The organism is Flavobacterium sp. GT3P67, from assembly GCF_004349155.1.
Classification (GTDB): Bacteria; Bacteroidota; Bacteroidia; order Flavobacteriales; family Flavobacteriaceae; genus Flavobacterium; species Flavobacterium ranwuense.
On sequence record NZ_SMLF01000003.1, the window covers coordinates 1 to 16,415 of the forward strand.

The following is a 16,415-nucleotide window of genomic DNA, read 5'->3' on the forward strand; positions in this document are numbered from 1 at the left end:
GACTAAATTAAAAAGAAGAACCGAAAAACACACCAAATCCTCCTTTTATCAACTCTATACTATACATACGTATCCTTTATCTTTATCCTCCTTTTTATTCAATATTCCCAATTACGCAGCATTACGGATGATTTAAGCGAAATATAACTAACCAAAACCACTCTCCTAGCCCCGACAACAGTGAAAATTTTTCTCTCTCGTTTCTTTTACGAAAGAAAAAATTACTTCACTATACTTTTATTTTTATTAGACTTCAGTGAATTTCATTTGTAACGAATAGCGGGAAATAGCTCCTAAACAAAAAAATTTGCTCTTTACCTATATATAATGTGTACCTATTTTGTTTTTACACCTATATAGTAACAAACCTTACATATATATTGTATGTATTTTTGTAATGGTCTATATTTGCATTCTTAAAATAACAAACAATGATTAAGATTACTTTGCCCGACGGGTCAGTTAAAGAATTTGCTCCAGGGACAACTCCTATGGATGTTGCCAAGAGCATTAGTGAAGGATTTGCCAGAAATGTAATTTCGGCTTCTTTTGATGGTACAACTGTGGAAACAACAACTCCTTTGACGACGGACGGCAGTCTTATATTATATACATGGAATGACGAAGGCGGAAAAAAAGCTTTTTGGCATTCGACTTCACACGTAATGGCGCAGGTTCTTGAAGAAATGTATCCTGGGATAAAATTAACTCTTGGACCAGCAATATCTAATGGATTTTATTACGACGTAGATTTTGAAGACCAGAAAATCACAGATGCCGACTTTAAAAAAATCGAAGATCGTATTCTTGAAATTTCAAGAGGCAAGCATGAATTTAAACTACGCCCAGTTTCTAAAGCTGAAGCTTTGGAACTATATAAGGACAACGTTTACAAAACAGAGCTGATTACCAATCTTGAGGACGGGACAATTACGTTTTGCGATCATGATACATTTACTGATTTATGTCGTGGTGGTCATATTCCAAATACCGGAATTATCAAGGCAATGAAAATCATGAGTGTTGCCGGAGCCTACTGGCGTGGTGATGAAAAAAACAAACAGTTGACTCGTGTTTATGGAACTTCGTTTCCTAAACAAAAGGATCTAACTGAATATCTGGAATTACTGGAAGAGGCAAAACGTCGTGACCATAGAAAACTAGGGAAGGAACTTGAACTGTTTGCATTTTCACAAAAAGTAGGCGCAGGTTTGCCATTGTGGTTGCCTAAAGGAGCAGCTTTGAGAGATCGCCTAGAACAGTTCTTGAAAAAAGCACAGAAAAAAGGCGGATATGAGCAAGTGGTTACGCCACATATAGGTCAGAAAGAATTATATGTAACTTCAGGACATTATGCAAAATACGGTGCCGATAGTTTCCAACCTATAAGTACTCCAGCTGAAGGAGAAGAGTTTTTATTGAAACCAATGAACTGCCCTCATCACTGCGAAATATACAATGTACGTCCTTGGTCATACAAAGATTTACCGAAACGTTATGCTGAGTTTGGTACAGTTTACAGATACGAACAGAGTGGTGAATTACACGGTTTGACTCGTGTAAGAGGTTTTACTCAAGATGATGCCCATATTTTTTGTACTCCGGAACAGCTGGATGAAGAGTTTAAGAAAGTAATTGACTTGGTACTATATGTATTCGGTTCATTAGGATTTGAAAACTTTACAGCTCAGATTTCTTTGAGAGATAAAGAAAATAGAGATAAGTATATAGGTACCGATGAAAACTGGGAAAAAGCAGAGAATGCCATTATCAATGCCGCTGCCGACAAAGGATTGAATACTGTTGTTGAATACGGCGAAGCAGCTTTCTATGGTCCAAAATTGGATTTCATGGTAAAAGATGCTTTAGGAAGACAATGGCAATTAGGAACGATTCAAGTGGATTACAACCTACCAGAACGTTTTGATTTGACGTATAAAGGATCTGATAACGAATTACATAGACCTGTGATGATTCATAGAGCACCTTTTGGATCTATGGAACGATTTATTGCGATTTTATTAGAACATACAGCAGGAAATTTCCCTCTTTGGCTAATGCCGGAACAAGCTATAATATTGTCTTTGAGCGAGAAATATGAAATATATGCGAAAAAAGTTTTAGATTTGCTAGAAAATCACGAAATTCGCGCCCTCATTGACAACAGAAACGAGACTATAGGTAAGAAAATTAGGGATGCCGAAATGCAAAAAACCCCGTTTATGTTGATCGTAGGCGAGGAAGAAGAGAAAAATGGCACTATATCTATCCGTCGTCATGGGCAGGAAGGAAAAGGAAATATCAGCGTTACAATAGAAGAATTTGCTGCTATTGTAAATGAAGAGATCAATAAAACATTAAAAGTATTTACAGTTTAACTTAAATTATAAAGTCATAGCAATAAGAAGCAACAGAGGTTACCAACCTCGCGTAGAAAAAAAAGATGCCCACAGAATAAACAGCCTTATTCGTGGTGTACAAGAAGTAAGACTTGTAGGTGAAAATATTGAGCCTGGAGTTTTTAAACTTTCGGAAGCTTTAAGATTAGCTGATCAATTTGAATTGGATTTAGTTGAGATTTCACCAAATGCTGATCCGCCGGTTTGTAAAATCATGGATTACAAGAAATTTGTTTACGAGCAAAAGAAACGTGATAAAATCCTGAAAGCGAAATCTACACAAGTAGTCGTTAAGGAAATTCGTTTTGGACCTCAAACAGATGAGCATGATTATGAATTTAAGAGAAAGAATGCTGAGAAGTTCTTGAAAGAAGGAGCTAAATTGAAAGCTTTTGTTTTCTTTAAAGGGCGTTCGATTATCTATAAAGATCAAGGTCAAATATTATTATTGAGACTAGCAACAGATCTTGAAGAGTTTGGTAAAGTGGAAGCGATGCCAGTTCTTGAAGGAAAGAGAATGATTATGTTCATTGCTCCGAAAAAGAAGAAATAAGTCTTAAAGTCGAAAGTCATAAAGCCGAAAGTCATAAGCTGACTTTTAAACTTTAGACTTTTAAACTTTAGACTAAAAGATAGTAAGTAAGAATAAATTAAAACACTAGGAAAAAATGCCTAAAATGAAAACCAAATCTAGCGCCAAGAAACGTTTCAAAGTTACTGGTTCTGGAAAGATTAAAAGAAAGCATGCTTTTAAAAGTCACATCTTGACTAAAAAGTCTAAAAAACGTAAATTAGCTTTGACACACTCAGCGCTAGTTCACAAAACAGATATGAAAAGCATCAAACAACAATTAAGAATTATTTAATTAAGTCTTAACGTTGAAAACTCAAAGGTCTTAAAGACTTTCGACATTCGACTTTAATAACTTTTGACTAAATAATCTTTAGGTTAAAACAATTTAAAATAACCTTGGAGTATGGCCATTAAGTGCTTTTGATTAAATTCAAGCCGCCTGCTACAAAAACACATCAAAATTATGCCAAGATCGGTAAATTCAGTTGCTAAAAGAGCAAGAAGAAAAAAAATAATGAAGCAAGCCAAAGGTTTCTTTGGTAGACGTAAAAACGTTTGGACAGTTGCTAAGAATGCGGTAGAGAAAGCAATGTGCTACGCTTACCGTGACAGAAAAGTGAACAAAAGAAATTTCCGTGCTTTATGGATTCAACGTATCAACGCTGGAGCTAGATTGGAAGGAATGTCTTATTCACAATTCATGGGTAAAGTAAAAGCTAACGGAATCGAATTGAACCGTAAAGTTCTTGCAGATTTAGCTATGAACCACCCAGAAGCTTTCAAAGCAGTACTTAATAAAGTAAAATAAACGTTTTATCAACTCAATTTAGATTACTTACTTATATAGAAACCTCAATCGAAAGATTGGGGTTTTTTTGTTTTTAAAATTTAGTTTTAAATAATACTATTGTTTTAGATATTTATCAATAATATATTGCGTAATAGGTTTTAATGGTTTATCAGTTACAGGATGTAAATCTGGAGATGAAACTGTCCCAATATCATCTGCTAAAAATAATCAAAATAATACTCAATTCTATGTTTCATAAAGTTTTAACTAAAGAAATTAAAACAATGTAACCATTTAAAACACTAAGAATAATTTAATTGACACATAGAAACTGAAAACTCTAGCTCTTCTTCTAAAACTATACTCTAAATTGCTTAGGAGATATATTAAGTATTTTAATTAATTTCTGTATTTTCGAGAAATGATTCTAAAAAAGTTACACACCATAGTTTATTTTTTATCATTGTTCTTCTTTTTAATACTTCACTCCTGTGAAAAAAAGACGCTAAACAATCCCAATAAAAAACATAATACAGCTGAAATTGACCGACTGGTTGACCTAGGAGACAAATATTTTGAGGAATCAGAATATGATAGTTCCTATTATTATTTCAACAAAGCTAAATCAGCCTGTGATGAAAAAAAAGATGTTTCTAAAATCATCTATTCAATATCAAATTTAGCTACTATTCAACAAAACCAAGGGGATTATTCTGGTAGTGAAACTACCGCTATGGAGGCGATTCCTTTTTTAGAAAAAACTACAAATCCCAAATATAAATGGAATATTTATACCATAATGGGTATAAATTATTTATATGTATATGATTATGAAAATGCTCTTTATTACTACAATAAAGCATTAAATTTAAAAACTGATGAACTTCGAAAATCAGATATAAAAAATAACATTGCTGCTGTATTTATGGAAAAGGAAGATTATAATACCGCAATAAAAATTCTACAACCTTTAACTTTCAAAAAAGAAGTTTTAAATAATCCCGAATCATTTTCGAGGGTAATCGATAATTTAGGCTATTCCTATTTTAAAGTTGGTGATTCAAAAGCAATTAATTATTTGAATCAATCCTTAAAAATAAGAACGCAAAGAAAGGATGACTGGGGACTGATTTCAAGTTATCACAATCTTTCTAAATTTTATCAAAAAAATAATCCAAATTTAGCTATAGATTATGCCCTAATAACTTATGGAAAAGCAACAAAGCTAAACAATATTGAAGGTCGATTGCTTAGCTTAAAATTATTAATTGAACTCAATACTGGAAATAAATCCAAAGAATATTCTCTGAAATACCTCCATATCAATGATAGTATAAATAAAGTGAGACAAAAGGCTAAGAATCAATTTGCCAAAATAAAATACGATTCAAAAAAAGAAAAAGATGAAAATCAGAAACTAAGAGCCCAAAAAATACTTCAATCAGAACATCAAAAAAAGAGAAATTTAATCTTATATTTAGTTGTGGGAACCATTACTATAATAAGTGTTTTTATAACTAATTTACTTTTAGCCAGAAATAAAAGAGAAAAGATCAAAGCTTCTTATAATACCGAAATTCGGATTTCTAAAAAACTTCACGATGAATTAGCTAATGATGTTTATCAAACTATGGCTTTTGCTGAAACTCAAGATTTATCCACAAATCATAATAAAGAAATATTGATTTCCAATCTAGACACCATTTATTCAAGGACACGAAATATATCCCGAGAAAATAATGCTATGCAAACCGGGCCTTTATTTATATCTGATTTGAAAGAAATGATGTCCGGGTTTAATACACAGGAAGTAAATGTGATAACTAATGGAATGGATTCAATCAATTGGATGGCATTAGATAGTAACAAAAAAATCATCATTTATCGTGTTATCCAAGAATTGTTAGTCAATATGAAAAAACACAGCAAATGCAGTTTAGTTGTTTTAACTTTTAAAAAAATAGGAAACAAATTACAAATAGATTATACTGATAACGGGGCCGGAGCAACATTAGAACAATTAAATTCGAGAAATGGGCTCCAAAATGTGGAAAACCGTATTCAGGCCATAAAAGGAATAATTACTTTTGATACTAAATCTAATAAAGGATTTAAAGTGCAATTTATTATTCCAATATAATATACGATTCTATGTTTCATAAAGTTTTAGTAGCCGAAGATTTAGACAGTATCAGTATAGCAGTTATTCAAGCTCTAGAGGAAATTTCTATCTTAGAAATTCATCATGCCAAATACTGTGATGATGCATTTTTAAAAATAAAAAAAGCATTTCATGACAATCAGCCTTATGACTTATTAATTAGTGATTTGTCATTTAAACAAGACCATAGAGAAAACAAGCTCGGCTCTGGTGAAGAACTAATTGAGGCAGTAAAAAAAGTACAACCTGATATCAAGACAATAGTATTCTCTATAGAAGACAAATCCTTTAGAATAAAATCATTATTCAATAACTTAGAAATTAATGCCTATGTATCTAAAGGAAGAGATAGCATTCCTGAGCTAAAAAAAGCGATTCAACGCATTTATAACAATGAAGAAATCAAACCATCATCTGAAATATCTCATGCATTAAGAGACAAATCCCTTTTTGAAATTGAATCCTATGACATTTCACTTTTGAGATCATTATCTAAAGGTTTAACTCTTGAGGATATTTCATCGGAATTTAAAGACTCTGGAATCATTCCAAATGGCAGTAGTAGTCTCGAAAAACGAATCAACAGATTAAAAATATACTTCAAAGCCAGTAATAATGTACATCTTATTGCCATTACCAAAGATTTAGGTTTAGTATAATAGTTTCTGTTTCTCTCCAATAAAAAACGGCACAACAATCATAGAATCCGTTTAAGAAAACCAACAATTTCAAATCTTAGAAATTGAATGCTATTATTTAAAAAAATAATTACCTCTTTTACGGTTTCCCGTAAAGAAATGATTTCTAAAGATATTAGGTTTGGCCAATAAAACTTAAAATCATATAAAATGGCAGATTTCACGAGAGAGGACTTAGCATTTACTGGATATTCGCAAACAATAGATGCTGACGATTACCCTAAAACTATCGAAGTTCTTGATAGGGTTTATGTTGATAAAACAGAAGAATTTGAAGTAATACATTTCTGTAATCAGTTTTTAAAGAAATACAAAGTTCCTCAAACTAAAGCAAGTTTTCAAAAAGCAGAAGGCTTTTTACAACATCCCTCTTTGGAAAACGAAATCTACAGATCTCAATTATTAGACTGGATTGCAAGTAATTGGGTAAAACTATAATAGTCTTTTATTTCAATGCATTTCTTTTTTTTGATCGTTTACGGGTTCCCGTAAGGCAATCTCCTTTATCAAACTTACTTTTGATGAGATAAAAAATCCAAGTGATTTTAAAAAAATAATTGTGGTCATGAAGAAAAACGAAGCTAAATCCATTCTGAACGTACCCGAAAAAAATAAAGAGGAACTAATTCTAGACAAATGGGATGAAAAACTCAATGACTATAATAATTATGTCAAAGAGTATCTTATGTAATATAAAAAATCTCTTAAAGGGAATAGCGTTTCATTATCAAAATATCCATATTTGAAAGTAAAGTCTGAAAGATTAAGCAAAAAACTGAATAAAGGAATAAAGAAAGAACTATTAACAAAAAAGCAACTTACAAAAGTTTTTAAAATTCGAAAAAAATAGAGAATGCATGTTGTAACTAATATATTCTTCAAAAATAAATGAAAAAAATTATACTTCTAGGACTCTTGTTATTCATAGCATTATTCTCTTTTTCCTCAAAAGAACAACCAGAAAAACAAAGAGATACACAAAATAAATATGATGCGAATGAAAAGCAACAAATGAATAATCAAAACAAACATCCATTAAATAAATTTGATGATCCCATACAAACCACAATAGGTCTTTCTGATAAGCAACGCCCAGTCAAACATTTTTCCAGACATCGAAAAGGGAAAATTATCTACATAAAAAATAACACAAAAACTCATAATACTGTTTTTGAATAAAATAGTCTGTTTTTTATCCAAATGAGGAAAACCGTAAAATACTATTCTTTTTAGTAGGTAGTTTTACACAAATTAAAAAAAAAAAAATCAATGAAGTCGTCAATTATTTTGAAATCCAATCTGTTATTTTCAGCACATGTAGCTATAATTTTTTTGGGTTCAATCTGTATCATTTTTTTAGTATATAAAATTTGGAAAAGGAGATGAAAATAAAAAAATCGTAAAATGATGCTTTATTTTTATGGTTTAGCTTTAAAACAAAAGGAAGAATCATTAATTTATTAAATTCAAAAACTAAAAAATTACATAACAGAAATTTCAGAGTTAATTCACTATTTTTGCCATCACACCTGTCTTAGAAAGAGAAGAAATAAAGAGGAATATCACCGAAAAAAATCAAACAAAATATTCTAAATTCATAATTAAATATGAGGTTCAAACAATTATTGATCGGTAATTTCCGTTATTCTTTAATTAAAAAACTTTAAAATACAATCCCCAAATTGAAACCTCTCTTTTCACTTCTACTTTTACTTATTTCCTCCGTTACTTTCTCCCAAACCAAACTCCTTTCTTGGAACATAGAAAACCTTGGAAAATCTAAATCCGATGAAACGATAAGCTACATAGCCAATACACTTCGTGACTATGATATCATTGCGATTCAAGAGGTTGTAGCGGGTTATGGTGGTGCCCAAGCAGTAGCCCGATTAGGTGATGAACTCAATCGAAAAGGAGCCAAATGGGATTATGTAATTAGTGATCCGACCAGCAGCAGTGCTTACAAAACGGAACGTTATGCCTTTATTTGGAAAACGAGTAAAGTCAAGAAAATAGGGAGAGCCTGGCTCGAAAAAAAATACCATCTAAAGATTGATAGAGAACCCTATTTCTGTACGTTTCAATATGGAAATAAACAATTTACTGTCGTTAATTTTCATGCTATTACTAAAAATAAACAACCTGAAACAGAGATAAAATACTTCAAGTTTTTACCCGATGAATATCCCAACTTGAATTTAATATTTGCAGGTGATTTCAATTGTCCGCAATCACACACGGTTTTTAATCCTTTGAAAGAAATGGGGTATCAATCGATTTTGGTCAACCAGAAAACCTCTTTGAAACAAGAATGTAAAAATGGTAAATGTCTCGCTTCTGAATTTGACAATATGTATTACAAAACTTCAAAAATAAAAACTCTGAATTCGGGAATTATCCCTTTTCATGAAAATTTTAATTCCCTAAAAGAAGCCAGAATAATATCCGATCATATTCCTATTTGGTTTGAATTCTCTTTAAATTAATCTCAAAAATAGGTATCGATTACACTAAAGGCTAATCGAAAACCTCAAATTTATCTCCATCAAAACTGGCAAAAACCATACTGGGATGCGAATCCTTATGAAATATATTTCCTTGGTTGTCAATAGCAATTGCACCCGCAAAACCATCATAAGGTTTTAATTCGTTGAAAGTTTTAATAAAGGCGTCTTGTAATGTAAAACCATCTGTAACGCGAGTCACAATTTTAGCAGCGGTAGCATTACTCACAATGTCCTCACCTACTCCTGTCAAGCTCACTCCGCAAGATGCATTGGCATAATTTCCCGCAACCGTTGCAGAATCTGAAATGCGTCCAGGAATTTCAAAACCTTTTCCTCCTGTTGAAGTTGCTACAGCAATTTTCCCATTTGTATCTAAAGCGACACAACCCACAGTTCCGGTTCCTAATGATTTTAACTTTGCTTCATATTCAACGCGACGTTGTGGAATTTCAGTCGAAAAAGGTTCAAAACCATTTTCTCTTGCAAAATTAGTTGCTCCACTTCCACCTAAAATCCTATCATCATATTGCATCAATATTTGAGCCACCTGAACAGGATTTTTCACTTCTTCGATATTGATGACACCGCTCATTTTCTGGGTTTCTCCATCCATAATTGCGGCGCTCATTCTGATTTTTCCGTCACTTTGAATTTGGGAACCAATTCCTGCATTAAACAATTCATCATCCTCCAAAAGTGAAACTGCATAAACAACAGTTTCTAATGCTGAATGTGTTTTTAAAAACGCATAGGAATCTTTTACAATTCGTTCTAATGCATTTTGTTTGGCAATTTTTGTTTCGTGATTGGTGGATGATTCCGAAAAAAAACCTCCATGTATGATTAGTTTCATAGTATTGGGAATTAAGTGTTGAGTGTTGGATATTAGACTAAAGCCCTAAACTAAGTACCCAAAACCTAATTAAATTATACGTAATGTGAAGATTGAATGTGCATTTTATGGGTTTCTAGATTGTAGGTGTCAAATTTGCTCATGACATGCGTTACCAAATGTGAGATTGATATCGGCTGGCCTAATTCTACTTTCGTCAAATTGGTATCTTTAATCTCACGGCCATCTACCAAAATAACCAACCCGGAACCTATTGCTTCCATCTCTACATTATTGGTGATCAACAAACCGGTATCTTCTCCAAGTCCTATTCCCAAAACTCTTGGATTCCCAACAACAGCTTGAAAAAGCCTGCCAATTCTCCCGCGTTGTACAAAATGGGTATCGATAATAACTCTGTCAATTAAGCCTAATCCACTTGAAATTTTCACCTCACCTTTCAATAAAGCTTCTGAGCTACTGCCTTGATAAATCATATTATTAGAGGCCGCTGCAGCTCCTGCTGAAGTTCCTGCATAAATAAATTCTTCATTGTGGTATTTATCCAATAAAATGTCATGAAATGGTGTCCCACCAAGAATGGAAGTCAATCGCAATTGATCGCCACCGGTAAACATAACAATATCTGCCGCTTTTAATCGAGTCAAAACTTCCTCTTCTGCTGCTTGTTCCCGTCTTTCGATATGAAGTATATCTATATTTTTAGCATTCAAATATTCAAAAGCCTTAACATATTCTGGGCCAATTTCGCGTGGAATAATTGAAGCAGTTGTAATGATTTCTATTCGTGAATTTTCTTTGTGTTTTGATTCGTTTAGTATCCTTTTTAAAATTCCAGTTTCAAAAAAGTTTAAATTGTTAGTTGCATTTTTATCCAAATCAGTTTCAGTAAAACTTCCTTTATCTACCGCACCACCTATTATTATTAGTTTTCCTAGTATATTCATTTTGTAAAAATAACTAAAAAGATAAAAGAAGCTATTGAAGTACGCCTTTTTTTTTAATTATCACAAACTCAATGTTTATTGTTTATTTTTAAGGTTATAAATTTTGATTCCTATTTTTAAAAAACTACTTTAGTTCTATTCTATTCTTTTTTTTAAAGAATATCCTCTCATAATCAGTTCTTTTATAAGTTAGAATCTATTGTATTCAAATTAAGTTATCACGCATCTATTTTTAGTTCAAAAATAATCTATTCGTTTTATGAAAATAATTAAAGTACAAGCACTTCGTGGTCCCAATATTTGGAGCATACAAAGAAAAAAATTAATCCAAATGCGATTGGATTTGGAAGAAATGGAACAGTTTCCAACTAACAAAATAGATGGATTTAGAGAACGTATCGAAGCTATGTTTCCTACGATGATTGAACATCGTTGTTCAGAAGGTTGTCGCGGCGGATTTTTTTCCAGAGTGGAACGAGGCACTTGGATGGGACATGTTATTGAACACATTGCCCTTGAAATACAATCTTTGGCAGGTATGGAAACGGGCTTCGGTAGAACCCGAGAAACCAAAACTCCCGGAACTTACAATGTCGTCTTTAGTTATACCGAAGAAAATGTGGGCCTTTTTGCCGCAGAATCTTCTGTAGCAATTGCCGAAGCATTAATTGCTGGAACAGACTATGACTTGAATGCCGACTTACAAAAAATGCGTGAAATACGGGAGCGTGTTCGTCTAGGACCAAGTACCGGAAGTATTGTTGAGGAAGCAGTTTCCAGAAATATTCCTTGGATACGATTGGGAACAAATTCTTTGGTTCAATTAGGATATGGAATCAACCAAATGCGTTTTCAGGCAACAATCACCTGTAAAACCAGTAGTATTGCGGTTGACATAGCGTGCAATAAAGAGCTCACTAAAAAAATGTTGGATATGGCCTCAATTCCTGTTGCCAGTGGAAGCATTTGTGTAGACGAAGAGGATTTGGCTGAGACTATAAAAAAAATTGGTTACCCTATCGTATTAAAACCATTGGATGGAAATCATGGAAAAGGAGCTTCAATAAATGTTACTAATTGGGAAGATGCCGTTTCGGGCTTGGCTTTCGCCAAAGAATACAGCAAACGAATCATTGTAGAAAAATTCATTACCGGATTTGACTTTAGAATATTGGTAATTGATAATAAATTAGTTGCTGCTGCAAAACGTGTTCCTGCACATGTAATAGGAAACGGAAAAGACACTATTCAGGAATTAATTGAAACAACTAATCTGGATCCAAGAAGAGGTTATGGCCATGAAAATGTATTAACTCAAATAGATGTCGATCGAGACACCGAAGATTTATTAGAAAAACTAGGCTATACTTTAGAAACCATTCCGAGAAATGGTGAAATTGTATTCCTAAAATCTACTGCAAACTTAAGTACTGGCGGAACTTCTGTGGATGTTACCGATATGATGCACCCAGAAAATATATTTCTTGCCGAAAGAATTTCAAGAGTAATTGGACTCGATGTGTGTGGTGTAGATATTATGGCGGAGAATTTAACACAACCGTTAAAAGAAAATGGCGGCGTAATTCTGGAAGTCAATGCGGCTCCAGGTTTTAGAATGCACCTTGCTCCTTCTGAAGGATTGCCAAGAAACGTTGCCTCGCCAGTAATTGACATGTTGTATCCTCCGGGAAAATCGTGTCGCATTCCTATAATCGCAGTTACGGGAACAAATGGAAAAACTACCACCACCCGACTTTTGGCTCATATTGTAAAAAATAATGGATTCAAAGTGGGATTCACCACATCAGATGGGATTTATATTCAAAACCATATGATGGAAAAAGGCGACACTACCGGACCTATCAGTGCTGAATATGTTTTGAGAGATCCAACGGTGGAATTTGCAGTTTTAGAAACGGCTCGAGGTGGAATCCTTCGTTCCGGTTTGGGCTTTAGCCGTTGTGATATTGGAATTATTACTAATATTCAGGAAGATCATTTGGGTTTAAGTGACATTCATTCCTTAGACGATTTGGCCAGAGTAAAAGCCACGGTTGTAAAAAGCATCAAGAAAGACGGCTGGGCAGTTTTAAACGGTGACGATGAACATTGTATAAAAATAGGCCAAGATTTGAATTGCAATGTCGCTTATTTTAGTTTGAGTGAAGACAGTGATTTTATCAAAAAACTTTGTGCCGAAGGAAAAACAGTTGCGGTATATGAAAACGGATACATTACCATCAAAAAAGGGGAATGGAAAATCCGGATCGAACGCGCCACCCATGTTCCATTAACATTAGGCGGGAAAGCAAAATTTATGATTGCCAATGTACTTGCTGCTACTTTAGCGAGTTATTTATGGGGATTTAAAACCGAAGATATCAGTTTGTCATTACAAACTTTTATTCCAAGTGCCGCACAAACTCCAGGTCGTATGAATATTTTTGAGTTTAAAAAATTCAAAGTATTGATTGACTTTGCTCATAATGCTTCCGGTTATAAAGGTGTCGAAGAATATTTACAAAGTGTTGAGGCTACCAAAAAAATTGGGATTATTGCTGGTGTGGGTGACCGTCGTGATGAAGACATTAGAGAATGCGCTTCAATAGCCGCCAGAATGTTTGACCATATTATCATCCGACAAGAAAAATACCTGAGAGGAAGAACCGAAGAGGAAATCATTGATTTAATCCTTGATGGAATTAAGAATTCAGGTAAAACTGTAACGTATGAAATTATTCCTAAAGAAACTGAGGCGATAAAACATGCCATAAATTGTGCCGAAGAAGGAAGTTTTATCACTGCATTGAGTGACGTAGTTACCAATGCTATCGATATTGTACAAGAATATTTAGACAAAGAAAACGAACACGGAATCGTGTAGTTTTCCCCATTAAATGAAAAAAGCTACTGTAACAGGTAGCTTTTTTTGAAATTAAACTATTTTTATTTTACCAATGACTTTTTCAATAGCTATAACTTCGTCAGTTCGCTTCGCTTGACTCGAGCTGTCCGTTATATCTTTTTCACTTGTTCTCGATACTCGTTTTTCAAGCGAACTCGAACTGACGTAAAAAAGGTTACCACTGCCATCAGGCCAAAAATTACTGTCTGAAACAAAAACATTTTAGAAAATAGACATCCCCGTTTTAGTGGTCAATAATTCCAATGCACTCATTCCTAACTCTGAATTTCCTTTCTCGTTTAGGCGTGGGCTCCAAGTGGCAACTACAAATTTTTTCGGATACAAAGCAGCGATGCCTCCTCCAATTCCACTTTTTCCTGGTAATCCTACTTTATAAGTAAACTCTCCCGACTCATCATAAAAACCACATGTTTGCATAAGAGCATTCAACCTTTTTACTTGACTTCGCGCCAAAACGTGAACCCCTGATTTGGTTTTACCTTCATTCGCAAGAAAGAAAAAAGCATGGGCTAATTCCTTACATGTCATTTCTATGGAACATTGATAAAAATAAAAATCCAAAACCGTTTCTACATCATTTGTAATATTCCCAAACGACTTTAAAAAATTTGCCAAAGCAGCATTCCTGAAACGAAAGTCTTTTTCAGATTGCGCTACTTTAAAATTGAAATCAACAGTTGGACTTCCAGAAATCAATCTTATAAAATCCAGAAAATCTTGTTTTGGATTTTTCAAATGTTTCACAAGCATATCTGCTATAACTATTGCGCCTGCATTTATAAATGGATTTCTAGGAATACCTTTTTCATATTCTAATTGCACTAAGGAATTGAAAGCACTTCCAGAAGGTTCCACTCCCACTCGTTCCCATATTTTTTCATCCAAAAAGGAAAATGCCAATGCAACCGTTAACGCTTTGGAGACACTTTGAATAGAAAATTTTTCATTACAATCCCCAACTCCATAATCTTCTCCATCAATAGTTGTCAAATGTATCCCAAATTTATCAGGATCAACTTTTGACAATTCCGGAATTGAAGTGGAAACGTTTCCAATAGTTGGAATCATTTTTGCTTCTTGATATACTTCTTGTAAAATAGCCTCGTAGTTCATTGCCTTATCAATTGTAAATATTAATTGTTACCCTGAGCGCAGGCGAAAGATTAAATCCTAAATCTTTTACGTTTTCAATTTTTTCTTTCTCGCAGCGGGAAACAATACATTATTCAAAATCAAACGATACCCCGGCGAATTAGGATGCAAATCCAACACCGTAGGAGGATCACCTACTTGATGCTGGAAATCCTCTGGGTCATGTCCACCATAAAATGTGAACATCCCCTTTCCTTTTTGACCATGAATGTAACGCGCTTCACCATTAACCTCGCAAGTACCCATCACCAGAATATTAGATTTAATTAAAGGAACATCAAAAGCGGTGGTTTGTCCCATGAATCCTTTTACTAATTGGGTATGATTTTGACACAGCATACTTGGAATTGGATCCCATTTTGCCGAAAATTCCATTAATGTAAAATAATCTTTCTCCATAGGAACTCTTCTTTTCGAAGTCATATCAATATCTGAAAATTCATATTGTTCCGGTCTTCTTTCTAAAATAAAATCTTTGAAGGCAAATGAATTACTGTAATTCATTTTTGATTGGTAATTTCCTTGACTCGGATCCCCATCGAACATAGCTTCACAAATATCCACACCATCCGCTGCCAAAGCAATATCAAAACTATCCGTTGCGGAACACATGGCAAACATAAATCCACCACCTATAACAAAGTCTCTAATTTTTTTAGCAACAGCGACTTTTTCTTGAGACACTTTAGGGAATCCTAATTTACTTGCCAGTGATTCTGCTTCTTTCTTTTGCTCAATATACCAAGGTACATTTTTATAAGCTCCGTAAAATTTACCGTATTGTCCCGTAAAATCTTCATGATGCAAATGCAACCAATCATAAAGTAATAGTTGGTCGCTTAAAACTTCTTCATCATAAATTGGTGTGAAAGGAATTTCAGCATACGTTAACACCATAGTCACCGCATCGTCCCAAGGCTGTTTTCCTTTAGGAGTATAAACAGCAATTTTAGGTGCTTTTTCCAGTACAACAGATTCCATATTTTGGGAAGGACTGGATATTTCATTTAAAATGGCTAACTCTTCTCCATCAGAAATGACCTCAAAACTTACTCCTCTAATTTGACATTCTTTTCTAATTTCTTCAGCATCAGGCAATAAAAAGGAACCTCCACGATAGTTAAGTAACCAACTGGCTTTGTAATTTTTATCTAAACACCAATAGGTTATTCCGTATGCTTTCAGATGATTTTGCTGGCTCGTTTCATCCATTGGCAACAAAATAAAAGAAGCCTTAGCTGTTATTGATAACAGAAAAAAAAACGAATACAATATTTTTTTGGACATAAGTATAAATCTATGTTAGCTATAAAAACAGGTAAAAATACGCATTTATACACTGTTCGAAGTCGCTAGCTTTGAATAATATATTAAGACATATGAAGATCATGAATAATAATGCTATACA

The 16,415-nt window shown here is 33.6% G+C and carries 15 protein-coding genes; 11 read left to right on the forward strand and 4 right to left on the reverse strand.

The window, feature by feature from the left end; genetic code table 11:
• Positions 1-431: 431 nt before the first annotated feature.
• The 10 genes from thrS to E0H99_RS06310 all read left to right on the forward strand — a co-directional run bounded on the left by thrS (position 432) and on the right by E0H99_RS06310 (position 9,108).
• Entirely contained in the window at positions 432-2,378 is a 1,947-nt protein-coding gene (gene thrS / locus E0H99_RS06270; protein ID WP_131992610.1) for a threonine--tRNA ligase, read from the forward strand.
• Positions 2,379-2,394: 16 nt separating this feature from the next.
• A complete protein-coding gene (gene infC, locus E0H99_RS06275) occupies positions 2,395-2,952 on the forward strand; it encodes a translation initiation factor IF-3 (protein ID WP_369800971.1) in 558 nt (185 codons plus the stop codon).
• Between the two features lie 115 nt (positions 2,953-3,067).
• A complete protein-coding gene (gene rpmI, locus E0H99_RS06280; RefSeq protein ID WP_022827375.1) occupies positions 3,068-3,265 on the forward strand; it encodes a 50S ribosomal protein L35 in 198 nt (65 codons plus the stop codon).
• A gap of 171 nt (positions 3,266-3,436) precedes the next feature.
• Complete coding sequence (rplT, locus tag E0H99_RS06285) at positions 3,437-3,781, forward strand: 50S ribosomal protein L20 (protein WP_035633036.1); 345 nt, start codon at positions 3,437-3,439, stop codon at positions 3,779-3,781.
• 403 nt (positions 3,782-4,184) lie between these two features.
• Entirely contained in the window at positions 4,185-5,903 is a 1,719-nt protein-coding gene (locus tag E0H99_RS06290; RefSeq protein ID WP_131992613.1) for an ATP-binding protein, read from the forward strand.
• Positions 5,904-5,914: 11 nt separating this feature from the next.
• A complete protein-coding gene (locus tag E0H99_RS06295; RefSeq protein ID WP_131992616.1) occupies positions 5,915-6,583 on the forward strand; it encodes a response regulator transcription factor in 669 nt (222 codons plus the stop codon).
• Positions 6,584-6,772: 189 nt separating this feature from the next.
• Positions 6,773-7,060: a hypothetical protein gene (locus E0H99_RS06300; RefSeq protein WP_131992619.1), complete on the forward strand. Its 288-nt coding sequence runs from the start codon at positions 6,773-6,775 to the stop codon at positions 7,058-7,060.
• Positions 7,061-7,181: 121 nt separating this feature from the next.
• Positions 7,182-7,313, forward strand: coding sequence for a hypothetical protein (locus tag E0H99_RS17535; protein WP_262711300.1), 132 nt, complete (start codon positions 7,182-7,184; stop codon positions 7,311-7,313).
• 197 nt (positions 7,314-7,510) lie between these two features.
• The gene (locus tag E0H99_RS06305; RefSeq protein ID WP_131992622.1) at positions 7,511-7,801 is read left to right on the forward strand and encodes a hypothetical protein; all 291 of its coding nucleotides are present in this window, start codon (positions 7,511-7,513) and stop codon (positions 7,799-7,801) included.
• Between the two features lie 503 nt (positions 7,802-8,304).
• On the forward strand, positions 8,305-9,108 hold the full coding sequence (locus E0H99_RS06310) for an endonuclease/exonuclease/phosphatase family protein (protein WP_131992625.1): 804 nt from the start codon (positions 8,305-8,307) through the stop codon (positions 9,106-9,108).
• 31 nt (positions 9,109-9,139) lie between these two features.
• Here E0H99_RS06310 and E0H99_RS06315 read toward each other — a convergent pair whose 3' ends face one another.
• Together E0H99_RS06315 and E0H99_RS06320 are read right to left on the reverse strand one after the other, a co-directional pair.
• Positions 9,140-9,982: an isoaspartyl peptidase/L-asparaginase gene (locus tag E0H99_RS06315; RefSeq protein ID WP_131992628.1), complete on the reverse strand. Its 843-nt coding sequence runs from the start codon at positions 9,980-9,982 to the stop codon at positions 9,140-9,142.
• A 74-nt stretch (positions 9,983-10,056) separates the two neighbouring features.
• Complete coding sequence (locus tag E0H99_RS06320) at positions 10,057-10,929, reverse strand: cyanophycinase (protein WP_131992631.1); 873 nt, start codon at positions 10,927-10,929, stop codon at positions 10,057-10,059.
• Between the two features lie 259 nt (positions 10,930-11,188).
• Here E0H99_RS06320 and cphA point away from each other — a divergent pair, with 259 nt between their 5' ends.
• The gene (gene cphA, locus E0H99_RS06325) at positions 11,189-13,813 is read left to right on the forward strand and encodes a cyanophycin synthetase (RefSeq protein ID WP_131992634.1); all 2,625 of its coding nucleotides are present in this window, start codon (positions 11,189-11,191) and stop codon (positions 13,811-13,813) included.
• Positions 13,814-14,056: 243 nt separating this feature from the next.
• On the opposite strand, the gene E0H99_RS06330 is transcribed toward cphA, so the two are convergent.
• On the reverse strand, positions 14,057-14,968 hold the full coding sequence (locus E0H99_RS06330) for a glutaminase (protein ID WP_131992636.1): 912 nt from the start codon (positions 14,966-14,968) through the stop codon (positions 14,057-14,059).
• Positions 14,969-15,034: 66 nt separating this feature from the next.
• Positions 15,035-16,294, reverse strand: coding sequence for an asparagine synthetase B (locus E0H99_RS06335; protein ID WP_131992639.1), 1,260 nt, complete (start codon positions 16,292-16,294; stop codon positions 15,035-15,037).
• Positions 16,295-16,415 lie beyond the last annotated feature (121 nt).